Below are 18,553 nucleotides of genomic sequence, written 5' to 3'. Positions count from 1 at the left end.
CTGAGAGAACATAAGCCACAAAATGCCTGCGGCAGGCCGCGCAGTACGCTCTAATATTTTCTCTCCTAACAGAAACAAAAAATCTATCAAAGAAAAAGGAGAAAGAACAATGAAAAAGAAATTAACAGCAGGATTATTGGTAACAGCGATGACGGCAGTATTAGTGACAGGATGCGGGGATTCTTCCAAATCATCCGGCAGCGCGGAGAAAGAGAACTACACGATCGGTATCGAACAGTTTGCAGAGCACGGTTCTCTGGACAACTGCAGGGAAGGATTTCTGCAAGGACTGGAGGACGAAGGCATCAAAGAAGGTGATAATCTTACCGTTGAATATAAGAACGCGGCGGCAGATATGGGAACGGCAGGACAGATTTCCGACAGCTTCGTGTCTGACAAAGTAGACTTGATCTGCGCCATAGCGACACCGACGGCGCAGAGCGCATACAACGCGGCAATGGACAGCCAGATCCCGGTCGTGTACACCGCGGTTACCGATCCGGTGGCGGCAGAGCTTGCGGATGAAGAGGGAACACCGGTCGGAGAGGTGACCGGAACATCCGATAAACTTCCGGTGGAAGAACAGTTGAAAATGATCCGGGAGATGCTTCCGGATGCAAAAAAGATAGGGATCATGTACACAACGAGCGAGGCGAATTCCGTATCCGCGATCGCAGAATACAAAGAACTGGTCGGAAAATATGACTTTGAACTTGTGGAGAAAGGAATCACGGCGACAGCGGACGTATCCCTTGCCGCAGACGACCTTTTAAGCCAGGTGGACTGTATCACAAACCTTACGGACAACACGGTCGTAGCGTCTCTTCCGACTATCCTTGAGAAAGCGAACAGCAAGAAGATCCCGGTGTTTGGCAGCGAGATCGAGCAGGTGAAGATCGGATGCCTTGCGGCGGAAGGAATTGACTATATCGCGCTTGGCAGACAGACGGGGAAAATGGCAGCGCAGGTGCTGAAAGGAGAAAAGAAAGCTTCTGAGATGAATTTTGAACTCATCACGGAACCGGGATTTTATGTAAATACAAAAGTAGCTGAGAATCTTGGAATCTCTGTACCGGAGACTTTGTCGGCAGATGCGGTCGAGAGCTTTGACGAGATAACAGAGTAACAGAGAAAGTATAAATCGTATGCGGGAGGCATTTTCATGAACTTGATCGTAACTATTATTGAACAGGGGCTTATATATGGGATATTGGCGCTGGGGGTCTATATCACATACAAAATACTTGATTTTCCGGACCTCACGGTTGACGGAAGTTTCCCGCTGGGGGCGGCGATCACGGCCGCCCTCGTTACGCGGGGAGTGAATCCGTACGTGGCTTTACTGGCGGCGTTTGCGGCCGGCGTACTCGCAGGTGTCTGCACCGGGCTCATTCATGTAAAGTGCAGGGTAAGGGATCTGCTGTCCGGGATCATCATGATGACGGCGCTCTGGACGGTAAATCTCTATATCGCGGGAACATCCAACGTACCGCTGTTTTCGCAGAAGACGATCTTCAAGAATGATATGATCAGCAGTATTGTGCCGGAGGCGCTTAAGCCGTACACGACACTGATCGTCATACTGATCCTGGCGCTGATCAGCAAGGTGCTGCTCGATCTGTATCTGAAAACAAAGTCTGGATATCTGCTGCGGGCAGTCGGAGACAATGACACACTTGTCACCTCCCTTGCGAAAGACCAGGGCAATGTGAAGATCCTCGGCCTCGCTATCGCGAACGGGCTTGTATCGCTGGCGGGATGTGTGTTTGCCCAGGAGGAGAGAGTGTTTGAGATCTCCATGGGAACCGGCGCCATAGTGATCGGGCTGGCAAGTGTTATCATCGGAACGAGCATATTCAAGAAGGTGACGTTTTTAAAGGCCACGACGGCAGTCCTGGCCGGTTCTGTCATATATAAAGCATGTGTGGCGGTCGCGCTTAAGAACTTTGAACCGCAGGCGATGAAGCTCATCACCGCAGTGCTGTTCCTTATTATCCTTATCATAAGTATGGAGAGAAAGAAGAAGGTGAATAAGAATGCTTGAGCTTAGAGGAATCGAGAAATATTACAATCCTGGTACGATCAATGAGATGTGTCTGTTTCACGACTTTCATCTGAAGATAGAGCAGGGAGAGTTTCTTTCTGTTGTCGGGAGCAACGGCTCGGGGAAGACTTCCATGCTGAATATCATCTGCGGCAGCATACCGCTTGAGGCGGGCAGAATACTTATCAATGACAAGGACATCACGAAGGAAAAGGAATACCGCAGAAATGAACGGATAGGAAGGGTATACCAGAATCCGGCCATGGGGACATGTCCGTCTATGACGATCCTGGAGAATATGTCGCTGGCGGATAATAAAGGCAGGCTGTACGGGCTTGGGAGAGGGACGAATAAGGCAAGGATCGGCTACTACAGGGAACAGCTGAGCCAGCTCGGTCTTGGCCTGGAGGATAAGATGGATATAAAGGTAGGGTCACTGTCCGGCGGGCAGAGACAGGCGATGGCGCTGCTTATGTCCACGATGACGCCGATCGAGTTCCTCATTCTGGATGAACATACGGCGGCTCTCGACCCGAAGACAGCAGAGCTCATCATGGAGCTGACCGATAAGATCGTTAAGGCGAAGCATCTCACGACGATCATGGTGACTCATAACCTGCGGTATGCGGTGGAATATGGAAACCGTCTTCTGATGATGCATCAGGGGGAAGTTATCCTGGACAAAAAAGAAGAAGAAAAAGAGAGCATTACAGTGGATGACATACTGAAGCTGTTCAATGAGATAAGCATAGAATGCGGCAATTAACAGCCGCATTCTATGGCCCTTTTCAGACGGAAATAAATATATACAATTTGCAGAGCCTTTGCGGGCTCTATTTTTGTGAATTATTTTTCCTGAGGTGTCATTGACGCTCCACATGGGGAATGGTAATATTAATAGGTGAGTTGAAACACATGATATTGTGATGATGCCTGACGGCTATACTAAATATAGGATGACATCAGAGAGAAGGAAGGTATGCCTGAATGAAAAATGAGGTAAAAGTAGTAAAAAAGGACGGTACAAAAGAAGAGTTTAACGTGCAGAAGGTCGTGGTGGCTGTGAACAAATCCGCCTACCGGGCGCTCGTAAAATTTACGGAGGAGGAGCTTGGATTCATCTGCAGCTTCGTGGAGGAGAAGGTGGACGCCAGAAATGTTGCCGAGATTCCGATCGCTGAGATGCACAATGTAGTGGAAGGCGCGCTTGAAAAAGTGAATCCTGTCGTCGCCAAAAGCTACAGGGATTACAGGAATTACAAGCAGGATTTCGTCCAGATGCTGGATGAAGTGTACAAGAAGAGCCAGTCGATCATGTACATTGGGGATAAAGAGAACAGCAACACCGACAGTGCGCTTGTATCCACGAAGAGAAGTCTCATATTCAATGAGCTGAACAAGGAGCTGTACAAGAAGTTCTTTCTCACGGTGGAGGAAGTCCAGGCCATAAGGGACGGATACATATATATTCACGACATGTCCGCAAGGCGTGATACGATGAACTGCTGTCTCTTTGATGTTAAGGCAGTTTTGAACGGCGGCTTTGAGATGGGGAATCTCTGGTACAATGAGCCGAAGACACTGGACACGGCATTCGATGTGATCGGCGACATCGTACTGAGCGCCGCAAGCCAGCAGTACGGCGGCTTTACCGTGCCAAGCGTGGATGAGATCCTGGCGCCTTACGCTGAGAAGTCCCACCGGAAGCTGATCGAAAAATACAGGGGGCTCGGTCTTGAGGAAGAGACCGTACAGAATATCGCATGGGCAGATCTGGAAAAGGAGATGGAACAGGGCTTTCAGGGATGGGAGTACAAGTTCAACTCTGTGTCCTCCAGCAGGGGAGACTATCCGTTTATCACTGTCACGGCAGGCACTGTGACAGACAAGTACGGCAAGCTTGCGACAAAGAAGATGCTGGAAGTGCGCGGCAGCGGACAGGGCAAAGAGGGCCACAAAAAGCCGGTGCTGTTTCCGAAGATCGTATTTTTGTATGATGAGAACCTTCACGGACCGGGAAAGCCGCTGGAGGATCTGTTTGAGGCGGGCATAGAATGTTCTGCGAAGACGATGTATCCGGACTGGCTGAGCCTGACCGGAGACGGTTATGTTGCCAGTATGTATAAAAAGTACGGCAAGATCATAAGCCCGATGGGATGCCGCGCCTTTCTTTCCCCGTGGTATGAAAACGGGGGGATGGAGCCGGCGGATGAACAGGATGAGCCTGTATTTGTGGGGCGGTTTAATATCGGAGCGATCAGCCTGCACCTGCCGATGATCTACGCGAAAGCGAAGCAGGAGAGCAGAGAATTTTACGAGGTGCTGGACTATTATCTGGAGCTGATCCGCCAGCTGCACATACGGACGTATGAGTATCTCGGTGAGATGAAGGCGTCCACAAATCCGCTTGCGTACTGCGAAGGAGGATTTTACGGGGGGCATCTCGGACTTTACGACAAGATCAAACCTCTACTGAAGTCTGCTACCGCGTCATTTGGCATCACAGCGCTGAACGAGCTGCAGCAGTTACATAATAAGAAGTCACTTGCGCAGGACGGGCAGTTTGCGCTTGATACGCTGCAGCACATCAACGACAAGATCAATGAATATAAAGAAAAAGACGGGCATCTCTATGCCATCTACGGTACTCCGGCAGAGAACCTGTGCGGCGTGCAGATACAGCAGTTCCGCAAAAAGTACGGTATTATTGAGAATGTATCTGACCGGGAATATGTAAGCAACAGTTTTCACTGCCATGTGTCGGAGGAGATCACGCCGATCCAGAAGCAGGATCTGGAAGGACGATTCTGGAATTTGAGCAACGGCGGGAAGATCCAGTATGTAAAGTACCCGGTCAACTACAACAAAGAGGCGATAAAAGCGCTTGTGAGACGGGCGATGGAAAAAGGATTTTACGAGGGGGTAAATCTCTCTCTGTCCTACTGTGATGACTGCGGGCATGAAGAATTGTCCATGGATGTCTGCCCGGTGTGCGGCAGCAAGAATCTGACGAAGATAGACCGTATGAACGGATATCTTTCTTACTCGAGAGTCAAGGGAGACACACGTCTCAATGCGGCCAAGATGGCAGAAATAGCAGAAAGGAAAAGTATGTAGAAGATGCGGTATCATAATATTACGAAGGATGATATGCTCAACGGTGACGGCCTGCGCGTTGTATTATGGGTATCCGGATGTTCCCACGGCTGTAAAGGGTGCCACAATCAGGTGACGTGGAACCCGGACGATGGCCTGCTCTTTGATGAAGACGCAAGGCAGGAGATATATGCGGAGCTTGGAAAGGATTATGTGAACGGAGTGACGTTCTCAGGCGGGGATCCGCTCCATGAAGCAAATATAAAAGAGATAACAGATCTGGCGAGAGAGGTCAAAGAGAAGTATCCGGATAAGACGATCTGGCTCTATACAGGCAGCGTCTGGGATGAGATCAAAGACCTGGAAGTGTTCGATTATGTGGATGTGCTCGTGGACGGTGAGTTTGTTGAAGAGAAAAAAGACAGTACGCTCCACTGGAAAGGAAGCAGCAACCAGATGGTGATCGATGTTAAAAATACAAAGAAGACAGGAGAGATAGTGCTACATGGCTAAGAGAGTTGCGCAGTTTCACAAAGTGAGTTTTGAACAGTTTAAAGAAGACTTCAGAGACACGTTCGGTGCGGTTGAAGATAAGGAGATACAGGAAGTGTACGATGCGGTCCGTCTGCCTAAAAGAGCGACGGCCGGTTCGGCCGGCTACGATTTCTTTACCCCGGTTCCGGTCGTGCTCCATCCGGGAAAGACTGTAAAGATCCCTACAGGGATACGCGCGGAGATGCAGGATAACTGGGTGTTGAAATGCTACCCGAGAAGCGGGCTCGGATTCAAATACAGGCTGCAGCTCAACAATACGGTAGGCATTATAGACAGCGATTATTTTTATTCGGACAACGAAGGGCATATTTTTGCAAAAATAACAAATGATACAAATGAGGAAAAAACAGTTGAACTGGAAGCCGGAGCAGGATTCATGCAGGGAATCTTCGTCGAGTATGGAATTACAATGGACGATGATGTGACCGAAATCAGGAACGGCGGATTTGGGAGCACTTCAAATTAACACAAGATCCGGTCGGGGACAGGGCAAAAGCCGGTTGGGGACGGGGGTTTTTTAAAAAACCCCCGTCCCCAACCGGCTTTTGCCCTGTCCCCGATAGTATATTTTCTGAGTTTTCGGGGCAGTCTAACCGTGGAATATTATCTTATCACATTCATGGAGGGACTGTTATGCCGGAAAAGAAGAAAGTAACTGCATCGAGAGAAGAAAGTACGGAATATTTGAACAAGGTTCTGCCGGTGCAGGACAGTTTTGATATTATACAGCGGGATATGATGATAGGGGGAAGGGTCGCGTCCTTTTACTTTATCGACGGATTTACGAAAGATGAATCCATGCTGAAGATCATGGATTCCATGTTTAAGGTGACGGAGGAAGATATGCCTGCAGACGCAACGGCGTTTGCGAGAGAATGCATCCCTTATGTGGAAGTAGATATCATCGGGGATTTTGACCAGGTACTGCGCAATATTCTCTCCGGTGTTACTTGTCTGTTTATAGAGGGCTACGAGGCTTGTATCGCCATAGACTGCAGAACATATCCGGCGCGGAGTGTGGAGGAGCCGGACAAAGATAAATCACTGCGCGGATCCAGGGACGGATTTGTTGAGACGATTGTATTTAATACTGCCTTGATGAGAAGGAGGATCCGGGATCCGCACCTTACAATGCAGATGCTGGAGGTGGGTGACAGTTCGCGCACGGATGTGGCGATCTGTTATATGAAAGACCGGGTGGACACAGAACTTCTGAACACGGTCATGACGAGAATAAAGTCCATCAAGACGGACGACCTGAGGATGAACCAGCAGAGTCTTGCAGAATGTCTGTATAAGAGAAAGTGGTTCAATCCGTTCCCGAAGTTCAAGTTTACCGAACGGCCCGACACAGCGGCAGCCTGTCTGCTGGAGGGGAAGGTCGTTATTCTTGTCGACAATTCACCGTCCGCCATGATCCTGCCGACTTCCATACTGGATATGATAGAGGAGGCAAATGATTATTATTTTCCGACGCTGACCGGAATCTATCTGAAGGTGTCCAGGGCGCTGATCACGATCATGACTGTATTTTTGACGCCGCTCTTTCTTTTGTTTATGCAGAATCTGAACTGGCTGCCCGACGCGTTTGCGTTTGTGGCGGTAAAAGATATGGTAAATATCCCTCTTATTTTCCAGCTGCTCATCCTTGAGATCGCCATCGACGGCCTGCGGCTTGCGGCGCTTAATACGCCGAGCATGCTGAGTACGCCGCTGAGTGTTATCGCAGGTCTTGTAATGGGAGAGTTCTCTGTGAAGTCAGGGTGGTTCAATTCGGAAGTCATGCTTTACATGGCGTTCGTCGCTGTGGCAAATTATACACAGCCGAACTTTGAGCTTGGTTATGCACTAAAGTTCATGCGGCTGCTTCTGCTTGTGCTCACGGCTCTGTTCAACTGGATCGGGTTTGCGGCCGGATGCATCATAATCGTGTGCAGTATCTGCTTTAACAAGACTTTGTCAGGCAGAAATTATTTGAATATAAAACTGAATTAAAATGTGTTATAATAAGAAAAAGAGTATATGACAAGAGTTAAAATAAACCAAGAGGCCGGCCTGCCGGGCTCTTGGTCTTAATGTATGCCTGCAGGCGGGGATACTTTTTTTCTCAATGATATCAGGAGGTTACATATGGAGGTACAGAATCAACAGAAAAACAATGACAGCGGGAGAGACGAACGTCTCGGCACAGCGCCTCTCGGCCGGCTCATGGCAGGGATGGCAGTGCCCGCGGTTGCGGCCCAGCTCATCAATGTTCTCTATAATATCGTGGACAGGATCTACATCGGACATATCTCCGGCTACGGGGATGTGGCGCTGACCGGCGTGGGAGTTACATTCCCCATCATCATGCTTATCGCAGCGTTCAGCGCGTTTGCGGGTATGGGAGGAGCACCGCTTGCTTCCATACAGCTCGGGAAGAAGGATCATGACAAGGCGGAGCGGATCCTCGGCAATTCGGCCGGACTGCTGATCATTTTTTCCGTTGTGCTGACCGTTTTTTTCTCCATATTCAAGACACCGATACTGTATGCATTCGGGGCCAGCGGGCAGACAATATCCTATGCTGAGTCGTACATAGCCATCTATCTCATAGGCACGGTATTCGTCCAGATCGCCGTGGGACTGAATACGTTCATAAGCGGCCAGGGAGAGGCCAGGATCGCCATGCTCTCGGTGCTGATCGGCGCGGTGATCAACATTGCCCTGGATCCGGTGTTCATCTTTGCCCTGCATATGGGCGTGAAAGGCGCCGCCCTGGCTACCATTATCTCTCAGGCGGTCAGTGCCGCGTGGGTGCTGCGGTTTCTTTTGTCAGAAAAGAGCGTCATAAGGCTCAGAGTGAAGTATATGAAGCTTCAGGGGGATATCGTAAAACACATAGCAGGACTCGGGGTGTCTCCCTTTATCATGCAGAGTACGGAAAGCCTCGTAAGTATTACGCTGAATTCCGGACTTCAAAGATATGGAGGAGACTTGTATGTGGGGACAATGTCCATCATGACGAGCGTGATGCAGCTCATCGTCATACCGGTGCAGGGAATCACTCAGGGGATCCAGCCCATTATCAGCTATAATTACGGGGCCGGAAACAGAAAGAGAGTAAAAGGCGCGTTTATAAGAATGCTGCTCGTATGCTTTGCAGGCACCTTACTTCTTGCCGGAATCGCGGTGACAGTACCGGAAGTATATGCCAGTCTGTTTACAAACAATGACAAACTCGTTGCGCTGACGTGCAGGGTAATGCCGATATACTTTTTCGGAATTATGATATTTGGGATCCAGTCCGCGTGTCAGTCTACATTTCTTGCGCTCGGTCAGGCGAAGGTGTCGCTGTTTATCGCGCTGCTGCGTAAAGTGATCCTGCTCATACCGCTGGCGGTCATACTTCCGAAGTTTATGGGAGTCATGGGCATATACAGGGCAGAGCCGGTCGCGGATATCATATCCGTGCTTACGACATCGGTATTGTTTGCGTTTACATTTAAAAACGTTTTGCTTAACATGAGAAAAAGTGGTATGATGAGTGCAGGCAAGGAGAAGGAGGACTAGGGTATGAGAGACTATGTTATAACTGTAAACAGTACCGTTGATTTACCGAAGGAATGGCTGCAGGAAAGAAATGTACCTGTAATACCGCTTCATTATACGATCGATGGACAGACTTACCCCGACATGGAAGGACTGACTTCCAAAGAATTTTTTGACAAGCTGCGGGAAGGAAAGATGTCAGTGACTTCACAGGTAAATCCTGAGGAGGCAAAAGAAGCGCTGGAGCCTATCATAAAAGAAGGAAAAGATGTACTGCATCTCGGCTTTTCATCGGGCTTGAGCGGTACGTGCAACAGTATGCAGATCGCAGCAGCAGAATTGTCAGAAGCGTATCCGGAGGCAAAGGTGATTGCCATAGATACACTGTGTGCATGTTTGGGGGAAGGACTGTTATTATATAAAGCGCTTCAGCTTAGAGAAGCCGGTAAGACAATTGACGAGACGGCGCAGTGGGTGGAGGAGAATAAGCTTCACGTATGCCATAATGTAACGGTGGATGATCTGAACCATCTGCACCGGGGCGGCCGTGTATCCAAGGCGACTGCGGTAGTGGGAACGATGGTAAAGATAAAACCGATCATCCATATGGACAATGACGGCACCCTGCAGGTAGTCGGCAAGGAAAGAGGACGCAAGAAATCTCTGAACCATATTGTAGACATGGCGGCAGAACAGTCCAGAGGATGGGAGAACGATATAATCATGATCACGCACGGCGACTGCGTTGACGAGGCAGAATATGTGGCGTCTCTCGTGCGGGAGAAGATGGGTGTGGATAATATCCTCATTAATAATATCGGCACTGTGATCGGAAGCCATACAGGCCCCGGAGTGGTGGCAGTGTTTAATATGGGGAATAAACGGTAGCATCGTTTAAATAAAATGAGTGAGAGGGGCAGGTATTTCCGGCAATTCATGGACGGATCTATATCTGTCTCTTTTTAATTACAGTTTTGGACCGGATAGAGCGGTTGGAAAGATGTAACGGTACATAAAGTGAAAGAAAGGATGCAGCATAATGAAAAAACTGATTATTGACGCGCGTATGAAAGAACTGTGGCCTTCCGTAAGAGTCGGATGCATGCAGTACAAAGTGAAAGTAGAAAAGAAGAACGAAGAGATGTGGTCATATCTGAAAAAAGATATATTTAAGAAAGCCAAGGATAATATTTTCGATCACGGCATAAATGATATTCCAAACATCAGGGAGTCACGTCTTGCCTACAAGGCATTCGGCAAGGACCCGAGCAGGTACCGTGTGTCCTCCGAGGCGCTCATACGCAGGATAGGCCAGGGGAAAGGGCTGTATGAAGTGAACACGGTGGTGGATGTCAACAATATGATCTCCATAGAATCCGGGTTCTCGGTCGGATCCTACGATACGGCCAATATAGGCGATGAGCTCATCTTCCGTATCGGCAGAGAAAAGGAGACGTACAAAGGAATCGGAAAGGAAGAGGTAAACATCGAAAACCTTCCCGTGCTGGCAGACGAAAAAGGAGCGGTAGGCAGTTCCACAAGCGATTCCGAACGGGCGATGATAACTGAAAGCGCAGAGGAAGTCCTCACACTTATCTATTCCTTTTCCGACAATAAAGATCTGGAGAAAGCGCTCGAGTATGGCAGAGCGTACATGGAGAAATACGCCGGAGCCAGGGAAATAAAGTGCTGGGTTGTGGAGTAGTTGGGAATTTTGTTTGGGGATGTTTGAAGTTTTGGGGGTGGACGGCCGAGGAGCCGGGCGCGCAGGGCGGTGGCAGGGCGCTCCGGCAGGCGGGAAGCCGTAACTGCAGAACGAGCCGGAAGCAGACAACCGAGCCTATTCGGAATGAAATCCTGAAGGGATTTCCTCCCTCAGAGGCTCTCGGGAATGTTATTTGTGATAACATTCCCGTGTCTGTTTCCGGCTCGTTCTTCAGCAACGGCTTCCACACCTGCCTCCGAACGCCCTGCCGCCACCCTGCACACCCGGCTCCTCGGCCTGTTCATCTCTCAAAAATATAAACATTCCAAACGGGAGAGATTCCCAGGTATGTCTCGATGGGTGAAGATGTATCCTGAAGGCTGGAGTAGTAAGTTCAGGGGATAGCGAGGGAGCATTGGAGATATAGGTGGGAGATACGGAGTCTTTGCCTGTGGTGTAAATCCATTATGGCAGCCCAGGGAATCTTACGTGTTGAATCTATTTGAGCATTGGAGGAGTAACAGGCGGAGGAAAGGCAGTCAAAAGCTGAGGGGCGTTGGAGGGAGCTTTGCCATTCCGTTAGTGAAAAGGACACGGTAGAAACAGGCCATAAACTGCACTACAAGTGCAGTTTATGAGACAGCTGAGACAGGAAATCATCCAGATTTCCTGTCGATTCTGTCGGTGTCTGTTACTACCGTGTCCTTTTCACTTACGGAATGCAAGCGCACTGACCGTCCCGCAGCTTTAGACTGCCTTTCCTCCGCCGTACACCGCCATCCCTAAAAATCATCCAACAAAAATTCCCATTTATACACTTAGCGCCTGGAGGAAATCGATGCCGAGGGCACCGCCTACTGAGCTGAGCAGTATGAGAAGCAGAAAGATCGGCGCGACCCATTTTATCATGACTGTGAACAGTTTTTCTGCTTTGAATTTTCCGTCTGTCACCCTGACTTCATCTGAAATGCTCTTTGTCTTGATGAAAAATCCGACGAAGATACAGGTGAAGAACGCCACGATAGGCATGAGCACACTGTTGCTTACGAAGTCCATGATGTCAAGTACGGACATGCCCATCCAGCTAATGAAGCTGAGCGGCCCGAAGCCGAGTGAAGACGGCGCGCCCATGATAAGTGCCAGCACAGCGACAAAGATACAGGCTCCCTTTCTGCTCCAGTTGAACTTGTCCCGGAAGATGGATACGATAGTCTCCATCAGCGAGATCGCGGATGTAAGCGCCGCGAAGAAGACGAGCAGGAAGAAAATAGTACCGATCGCGCCGCCAAGCTTCATGCTGGCGAATACTTTCGGAAGCGTGATGAACATGAGTCCCGGGCCGGCGCTTAAAGCACTCTCGTCTCCGCCGGAAAATGCAAATACGGCGGGGATGATCATGAGACCTGCCAGAAAGGCGATTCCAGTATCGAACAGTTCGATCTGGCGGACGGAGCTTTCAAGGTGGTTGTCCTTCTTCATATAAGAGCCGTAGGTAACCATGATACCCATGGCAAGGGACATGGAATAGAAGAGCTGTCCCATGGCGGCAAGTATTGTTTTGGCCGATACGTCGGACATGTGCGGTTTGATATAGTATACAAGTCCTTCCATGGCACCTTCGCGTGTCAGTCCGTATACAGATATAACGAGCGTCAGGACGACGAGTATGGGCATCATTATCTTACTGACTTTCTCGATTCCTTTTTCTACGCCGCATAAGACGATAAGCGCTGTGACGGCAAGGAAGATAAAGAACCAGCCGAGCGGTTCAAAAGTACCGCTTATAAAAGTGGAAAAATAGTCGTCCGCCGCAGAGGCGCCTGCTCCTCCGCTTATAAATACGGTAAAGTATTTGACCACCCATCCGCCGATGACAGAATAGTAGGGGAAGATGACGATCGGTACGGCAGATGCCAGGATCCCGAGAAATCCAAACCGTTTGTCCAGCATTTTAAAAGCGCCGATGGCACTTAAGCCGGTCTTTCTTCCGATGGCGATCTCTGCGATCATAAGGGAAAACCCAAATGTGACTGCAAGTATGAGATAAATAAGTAAAAAAGTACCTCCGCCGTACTTTGCCGCGAGATACGGAAACCGCCATATATTCCCCAGACCTACGGCGGAACCGGAAGCAGCCAGCACGAATCCCAGCTTGCTGGAAAAATTACTTCTCTTTTGTTGCATAAAAACCTCCTCATGTTTTAAAACATTCCATTTAAAATAGATTATGCTCTATTATTACATGAATAGACACTGTTTTCAAGAAGAAAATATGAAAAGTGTTGACATACCGCGGCAAGTGTGTTAGATTATACCTTGCATGAAGCAAAAAACAAAGCAGAGTATCCACTCTCACCATAGCACGATCGGGTGACTATCGGTTTGATATTGAAATATGAACGAACTATATAAATATATGGTCTTCGTATGCAGATATACTGGTGGATAGTCTGACGGCTGTTCACTTATTTTTATGTTTATTTTATGATGGAGGTGCACTACTATTAGCGATTTAATGATTAACGGGCAAATCAGAGACAAGGAAGTACGCGTGATTGGCGAAGACGGAGAGCAGTTAGGAGTCATGGCGGCAAGGGACGCAATGAAGCTTGCAGCGGAGGCGGAGCTTGACCTCGTAAAGATTGCGCCGAAGGCTCAGCCGCCGGTTTGTAAGATTATTGATTACGGCAAATACAAATATGAACTGGCAAGGAAAGAAAAAGAAGCGAAGAAAAAGCAGAAGACCGTTGAATTGAAGGAAGTGCGTCTTTCTCCAAATATTGACACAAACGACCTGAATACGAAGATCAACAATGCCAAGAAGTTTATCGGAAAAGGCAATAAAGTTAAGGTTACTCTGCGTTTCAGAGGAAGGGAAATGGCACATGTACATCAGAGCAGACACATACTTGATGATTTTGCAGAACAGCTCGCAGATGTGGCCACGATAGAAAAACCGGCCAAGATGGAAGGCAGAAGCATGAGCATGGTTTTAACTGAAAAACGTTAAAAATATAAATTTAAACTTAAGGAGGAATATTATCATGCCAAAAATTAAAACAAATAGAGCGGCTGCAAAGCGCTTCAAAAAAACAGGTACAGGAAAGTTAGTAAGAAACAAAGCTTATAAGAGCCATATCTTGACTAAGAAATCTACAAAGAGAAAGAGAAATCTTAGAAAACCGACTGTTACAGATGCAACTAACGTTAAGAATATGAAGAAAGTATTACCATATCTGTAAGATAAGGAACGTATTGAAGGAGGAAATAAGAGATGGCAAGAATTAAAGGCGGAATGAACGCTAAGAAGAAACATAATAGAACATTAAAACTGGCAAAGGGATACAGAGGAGCACGCTCTAAACAGTACAGAGTTGCAAAGCAGTCTGTCATGAGAGCTCTTACATCCGCATATGCGGGCAGAAAGCAGCGTAAGCGTCAGATGCGTCAGCTCTGGATCGCACGTATCAATGCAGCTGCAAGAATGAACGGATTATCTTACAGCAAATTCATGCACGGCCTGAAACTGGCTGATGTCGACATGAACAGGAAGATGCTGGCAGAGATGGCAGTTAATGATGCTGCTGGATTCGCAACACTTGCAGAGCTTGCAAAAAGCAAGGTGGCATAATATATCTTACAGAAGATATTGATATAAGAAGACCGGCGACGGTCTGCACAGACGGCATAGTCCTTGGAGGACATGCCGTCAAATCAATTGGGGACGGGGTATTTTTAAAAATACCCCGTCCCCAATTGGATTACAGGGAGAAACGATATGTTCAGAATTGGTGAATTCTCAAAGCTTACGCAGGTGTCTGTCAGAATGCTCCGCTATTACGATGACGCAGGGCTTCTGAAGCCGGAGAGAACAGACCCGCAGACTGGTTACCGTATGTATTCTGCCGCGCAGATACCTGTGCTTAACAGAATCATATATTTAAGGGACAGCGGATTTGGCGTGGCAGAGATAATGGAAGCTGTAAACAGCGGGGACGACAAGTTTATCATCAGACAGCTTGACAAAAAGTACGGCGAGATCACTGGGAGGATCGAAGAGGAGCAGATGAGGCTGGAAAGAATAAAACTGGCCAGGGAAGAACTGTCCTATGGCGGCAGGATGCATTACAATGTGTCGATCAAGTCCATACCGCCGTGCAGTGTGTTGTCGCTTAGAAAGGTCATACCAACATATTACGCGGAAGGTGAACTGTGGGAGGAATTGTCTGTCTTTGCAAAGAGTCATAAGATCACGGTGTCGGAAGAGACATTTTCCATCTATCATGACACGGAATATAAAGAAAGGGACGTGGATGTGGAGATCTGTGCGCCTGTAGATAAACCAGGGAGAGGCACGGGTGCGTTTTCATTCCGGACGGTGGAGGAGGTGCCCTATATGGCATGTACGATGGTGTACGGAGCATTTTCCAATATAGCGGGAGCATATGCCGCCCTGGCAGAGTGGCTGCAGCAGAACCGTCTCTACAGGATGACCGGGCAGAGCCGCCAGATCGTGCACCGCGGACCATGGAATGAAGAGATAGAAGAGAAATATCTGACCGAGATACAGATTCCATGCTTGACTCTCACACGGTGTCAGGGTCCAGAATAGACGTACAGCAAATTATAATAATATAAATGGAGGTAATATTATGACTGTATTTGAAGTACGTCCTGTCGGAAAAATAAGCAGCACAGAGGAAGGAACATGTATAAAGCTGGAAAGGCAGTATATTCCGGCGCTTACGGCATTGGATGGGTTCAGCCACATTAATGTGATCTGGTGGTTCAGTGAGTTTGACTATGAGGAGGCACGGACTGTGCTGGAGACAGAACAGCCGTATAAGAAAGCCCCGGCTGACATGGGTATCTTTGCGACAAGGTCACCGATCCGCCCGAATCCGGTTGCGCTCACTGTCTCAGAAGTCATCGGCATAGACTATGAGAATGGTGTTATAGACATCGCTTATACGGATGCAGATGACGGCAGTCCTGTGCTGGACATTAAACCTTACACACCAAGCCTTGACCGTGTGGAAGATCCTCATGTGCCGGACTGGTGCGGCCACTGGCCGAAAAGTCTGGAAGGGGCGGCTCAGTTTGACTGGGAAGATGAATTTAACTTTTAATATAAGAGTGTAGTTTTTGCCAGCGGCGCAGGAGGGATACAGTACGTTGATCCATCCCGCGCTGCTGTTTTTGCTTCTGCTGTCTGGAAGTTGCCGTTCGTATATGCTATTATATAACAGACAATGTGTGAAGGATGTGAAAAGGAGATGCTGTTATGAAAATACTCGTTGTAGTTGATATGCAGAATGATTTTGTGGATGGCGCGCTTGGAACAGAGGAAGCTGTGGGGATCGTGCCGGCTGTGGCGGAGAAGATCAGGAACTTTGAAGGCCGTGTGCTCTATACACGGGACACGCATGAAAGTGATTACATGGACACACAGGAGGGAAAGAAGCTGCCGGTGCCACATTGTATCAGAGGGACAAAAGGGTGGGAGATCTGTCCGCAGATCGAGGCGCTTTGCTCGGAGACTCCGATCGATAAACCTTCGTTTGGAAGTGTCGGGCTTGGGCAGGTGCTCAAAGCTTATGACAGTCAGGAAGAAAAGGTGGAGTCTGTGACATTCGTCGGCCTCTGTACGGATATATGTGTCATTTCTAACGTACTGGTCGTAAAAGCATTTCTGCCTGAGACGGAACTTATCGTAGATGCGTCATGCTGCGCCGGAGTGACGCCGCAGAGCCACCGGCAGGCGCTGGAAGCGATGAAGGTGTGTCAGGTCAGCATCGTGAATGAATAGACGGGGGACTGCGAGTATTATATGAAAAAATTAATGAGTGTTATACTGGATATTGTTCTTGTACTGGCGGCGGTATTTGTACTGACCGGGGCGGCGGTAAAGGAGATATGCGCCGAGGCAGTGACGGAGGCGGTGATAAAACAGGCAGCCACTTCTGCTGCGGCAGACGGGATCCATACCATGTTTCCGGGGGCCACTCAAGAGCAGATAGAAAACGCGGCAGATAAAATCAGCAGAGACGAACACCTTCGGGCGCTGGTCGGCGACTATCTGGACGCGGTGGCAGAGGCGTCGGCAGACGGCACACCGTTTCAGTCTCCGGATGTGTCTTCATATATAAACGAGGCGGTGGACGACAATATAGACAGTTTAGAGAAGGCGTTTGGAGTTGAACTTAACGAACTGCACAGGAGTATTTTGAAAAGCGCGCTCTCTTCTGTCGGAGAACAGATGGAAACAGAGCTTGGGACGGCGGCGGATGAGGCGTTATCCGGTATGACAGACGGGCAGAAGCTTATATTTAAAATGTATGGATTTATGACTTCAGAGACTGTGCGCATGGTGGCAGTGGCGATCGCCGGTATGTGTGTGCTTGGCATCGTGCTGTTAAGGCTTTCCGGGGGACATTTCCTTTTTCACCTGGGACTCTGCGGCATACTGACCGGATCGACTGCCGGCTGTATCTTTCCTGCTGTGCTTTCTGCGGCGGCAGATGAACTGGGCCGGCAGATGATGGGAAGCCAAATAACAGTGTCTGCGGATACGCTCGCAGGCAGCGGAAAATGGCTGCTGGCCGCAGGGACGGCACTGCTCGCCGTATATCTGCTTCTTAGGCTGTTTTGCGGCAGAGGAAAAAAGAAGAGGTACAGAAGATGAAGATAAGGATGGCGGAAGAGAAAGACGCTGCCGCATTGCTTGCTGTATATGCTTATTATGTGGAGCAGACGGCAGTCACATTTGAATATAAGGTCCCGTCGACGGAGGAATTCACCCGGCGCATGCGTAGCGTAAAAGAGAAGTATCCGTATCTTATGGCGGAGGAGGACGGGGAAGTATGCGGATATGCATATGTGTCGGCATTTAAGGACCGGGCGGCTTATGACTGGGCGGTGGAGACGACTGTGTATGTAGATCGGCAGAAACGGTCTTTCGGTGTGGGCAGGAGGCTGTATGAGACGCTGGAGGAGATTTTGAAGCTGCAGAATATCATTAATCTGAATGCCTGTATCGCATGGCCGAATCCGGACAGTATCTCTTTTCATGAGCGGATGGGGTATAAGACAGCCGGACATTTCACAAAATGCGGCTACAAGCAGGGGAGATGGTACGATATGGTCTGGATGGAGAAGATGCTTGGCGGGCATCCTCTAAAGCCGGAGCCGGTCGTGCGCGCAGATGAGATTGACAGAGACACGCTGGAGAAGATATTGGGGAGGACAGGATGGACAAAATGATCATTGTCGGCCTTGGCGGAGCGCTCGGAGCCATGTGCCGGTACGCATTAAGCCTGATACCGTGGAGGGGGGAATTCCCTGTACTTACGCTTATCACGAACCTGGCAGGGGTGCTGCTGATCGGGCTCGTGACCGGGATCGCACAGAGCAGCGGGACGATGAGACCGAATCTCCTGTTATTTCTGAAGACAGGAGTATGCGGAGGGTTCACTACATTTTCTGCTTTTTCGCTGGAGACCATCACTTTGATAGAGCGGGGGAACCGGCTGTATGCGGCGGCGTATGTGCTGCTCAGTGTTGCGGGATGTCTGTGCGGCGCGTGGCTCGGGCGCAGGGCGGGAAGCAGAATGATATAGCAG

The 18,553-nt window shown here is 49.0% G+C and carries 20 protein-coding genes; 19 read left to right on the top strand and 1 reads right to left on the bottom strand.

Going from position 1 to position 18,553, the window contains the following annotated elements; all coding sequences use genetic code 11:
* Positions 1-109 precede the first annotated feature (109 nt).
* The 10 genes from LAJLEIBI_RS09695 (at position 110) to LAJLEIBI_RS09650 (ending at position 10,931) form a co-directional block, all read left to right on the top strand.
* Positions 110-1,126 carry an ABC transporter substrate-binding protein gene (locus tag LAJLEIBI_RS09695; RefSeq protein ID WP_040434617.1) on the top strand — a complete coding sequence of 339 codons (1,017 nt, stop codon included), beginning with the start codon at positions 110-112 and terminating at the stop codon, positions 1,124-1,126.
* Positions 1,127-1,162: 36 nt separating this feature from the next.
* Positions 1,163-2,044 (top strand): ABC transporter permease, encoded by an 882-nt coding sequence (locus tag LAJLEIBI_RS09690; protein ID WP_006441642.1) that lies wholly within the window; start codon positions 1,163-1,165, stop codon positions 2,042-2,044.
* Complete coding sequence (locus LAJLEIBI_RS09685) at positions 2,037-2,810, top strand: ABC transporter ATP-binding protein (RefSeq protein WP_006441641.1); 774 nt, start codon at positions 2,037-2,039, stop codon at positions 2,808-2,810. The genes LAJLEIBI_RS09690 and LAJLEIBI_RS09685 overlap by 8 nt, the downstream gene beginning before the upstream one ends.
* A gap of 221 nt (positions 2,811-3,031) precedes the next feature.
* Complete coding sequence (gene nrdD / locus LAJLEIBI_RS09680; protein WP_006441640.1) at positions 3,032-5,161, top strand: anaerobic ribonucleoside-triphosphate reductase; 2,130 nt, start codon at positions 3,032-3,034, stop codon at positions 5,159-5,161.
* A gap of 3 nt (positions 5,162-5,164) precedes the next feature.
* Positions 5,165-5,653 carry an anaerobic ribonucleoside-triphosphate reductase activating protein gene (nrdG, locus tag LAJLEIBI_RS09675; RefSeq protein WP_006441639.1) on the top strand — a complete coding sequence of 163 codons (489 nt, stop codon included), beginning with the start codon at positions 5,165-5,167 and terminating at the stop codon, positions 5,651-5,653.
* Positions 5,646-6,161, top strand: a complete 516-nt coding sequence (locus tag LAJLEIBI_RS09670; RefSeq protein ID WP_006441638.1) for a dCTP deaminase/dUTPase family protein — start codon at positions 5,646-5,648, stop codon at positions 6,159-6,161. The genes nrdG and LAJLEIBI_RS09670 overlap by 8 nt, the downstream gene beginning before the upstream one ends.
* Before the next feature lie 167 nt (positions 6,162-6,328).
* Positions 6,329-7,690, top strand: coding sequence for a spore germination protein (locus LAJLEIBI_RS09665; RefSeq protein ID WP_006441637.1), 1,362 nt, complete (start codon positions 6,329-6,331; stop codon positions 7,688-7,690).
* A 135-nt stretch (positions 7,691-7,825) separates the two neighbouring features.
* Positions 7,826-9,247: an MATE family efflux transporter gene (locus LAJLEIBI_RS09660; protein WP_040434614.1), complete on the top strand. Its 1,422-nt coding sequence runs from the start codon at positions 7,826-7,828 to the stop codon at positions 9,245-9,247.
* A 3-nt stretch (positions 9,248-9,250) separates the two neighbouring features.
* Positions 9,251-10,114, top strand: a complete 864-nt coding sequence (locus LAJLEIBI_RS09655; protein ID WP_006441635.1) for a DegV family protein — start codon at positions 9,251-9,253, stop codon at positions 10,112-10,114.
* Positions 10,115-10,265: 151 nt separating this feature from the next.
* Positions 10,266-10,931, top strand: coding sequence for a B3/B4 domain-containing protein (locus tag LAJLEIBI_RS09650; RefSeq protein WP_006441634.1), 666 nt, complete (start codon positions 10,266-10,268; stop codon positions 10,929-10,931).
* 810 nt (positions 10,932-11,741) lie between these two features.
* Here the strand turns inward: LAJLEIBI_RS09650 and LAJLEIBI_RS09640 are convergent.
* Positions 11,742-13,115 (bottom strand): sodium-dependent transporter, encoded by a 1,374-nt coding sequence (locus LAJLEIBI_RS09640; protein WP_006441632.1) that lies wholly within the window; start codon positions 13,113-13,115, stop codon positions 11,742-11,744.
* Between the two features lie 331 nt (positions 13,116-13,446).
* Here LAJLEIBI_RS09640 and infC point away from each other — a divergent pair, with 331 nt between their 5' ends.
* From infC to crcB, 9 genes are all read left to right on the top strand, one after another.
* Entirely contained in the window at positions 13,447-13,941 is a 495-nt protein-coding gene (infC, locus tag LAJLEIBI_RS09635; RefSeq protein WP_006441631.1) for a translation initiation factor IF-3, read from the top strand.
* A 34-nt stretch (positions 13,942-13,975) separates the two neighbouring features.
* The gene (rpmI, locus tag LAJLEIBI_RS09630; protein ID WP_006441630.1) at positions 13,976-14,173 is read left to right on the top strand and encodes a 50S ribosomal protein L35; all 198 of its coding nucleotides are present in this window, start codon (positions 13,976-13,978) and stop codon (positions 14,171-14,173) included.
* Between the two features lie 32 nt (positions 14,174-14,205).
* Positions 14,206-14,562, top strand: a complete 357-nt coding sequence (gene rplT, locus LAJLEIBI_RS09625) for a 50S ribosomal protein L20 (RefSeq protein ID WP_006441629.1) — start codon at positions 14,206-14,208, stop codon at positions 14,560-14,562.
* A 147-nt stretch (positions 14,563-14,709) separates the two neighbouring features.
* The gene (locus LAJLEIBI_RS09620) at positions 14,710-15,543 is read left to right on the top strand and encodes a MerR family transcriptional regulator (RefSeq protein ID WP_006441628.1); all 834 of its coding nucleotides are present in this window, start codon (positions 14,710-14,712) and stop codon (positions 15,541-15,543) included.
* A 40-nt stretch (positions 15,544-15,583) separates the two neighbouring features.
* On the top strand, positions 15,584-16,060 hold the full coding sequence (locus LAJLEIBI_RS09615; protein WP_006441627.1) for an SAM-dependent methyltransferase: 477 nt from the start codon (positions 15,584-15,586) through the stop codon (positions 16,058-16,060).
* 155 nt (positions 16,061-16,215) lie between these two features.
* The gene (locus LAJLEIBI_RS09610; RefSeq protein WP_006441626.1) at positions 16,216-16,740 is read left to right on the top strand and encodes a cysteine hydrolase family protein; all 525 of its coding nucleotides are present in this window, start codon (positions 16,216-16,218) and stop codon (positions 16,738-16,740) included.
* 21 nt (positions 16,741-16,761) lie between these two features.
* Positions 16,762-17,616, top strand: coding sequence for a hypothetical protein (locus LAJLEIBI_RS09605; protein WP_006441624.1), 855 nt, complete (start codon positions 16,762-16,764; stop codon positions 17,614-17,616).
* A complete protein-coding gene (locus tag LAJLEIBI_RS09600) occupies positions 17,613-18,194 on the top strand; it encodes a GNAT family N-acetyltransferase (protein WP_006441622.1) in 582 nt (193 codons plus the stop codon). The genes LAJLEIBI_RS09605 and LAJLEIBI_RS09600 overlap by 4 nt, the downstream gene beginning before the upstream one ends.
* A complete protein-coding gene (gene crcB, locus LAJLEIBI_RS09595; RefSeq protein WP_006441621.1) occupies positions 18,182-18,550 on the top strand; it encodes a fluoride efflux transporter CrcB in 369 nt (122 codons plus the stop codon). The genes LAJLEIBI_RS09600 and crcB overlap by 13 nt, the downstream gene beginning before the upstream one ends.
* The last annotated feature ends 3 nt before the right edge of the window (positions 18,551-18,553 follow it).

Origin of the sequence: [Clostridium] hylemonae DSM 15053, from assembly GCF_008281175.1 — a bacterium.
Classification (GTDB): Bacteria; Bacillota; Clostridia; order Lachnospirales; family Lachnospiraceae; genus Extibacter; species Extibacter hylemonae.
Note: the sequence above shows the minus strand (reverse complement) of the source record. Positions and strands in the feature narration are given on the sequence as shown.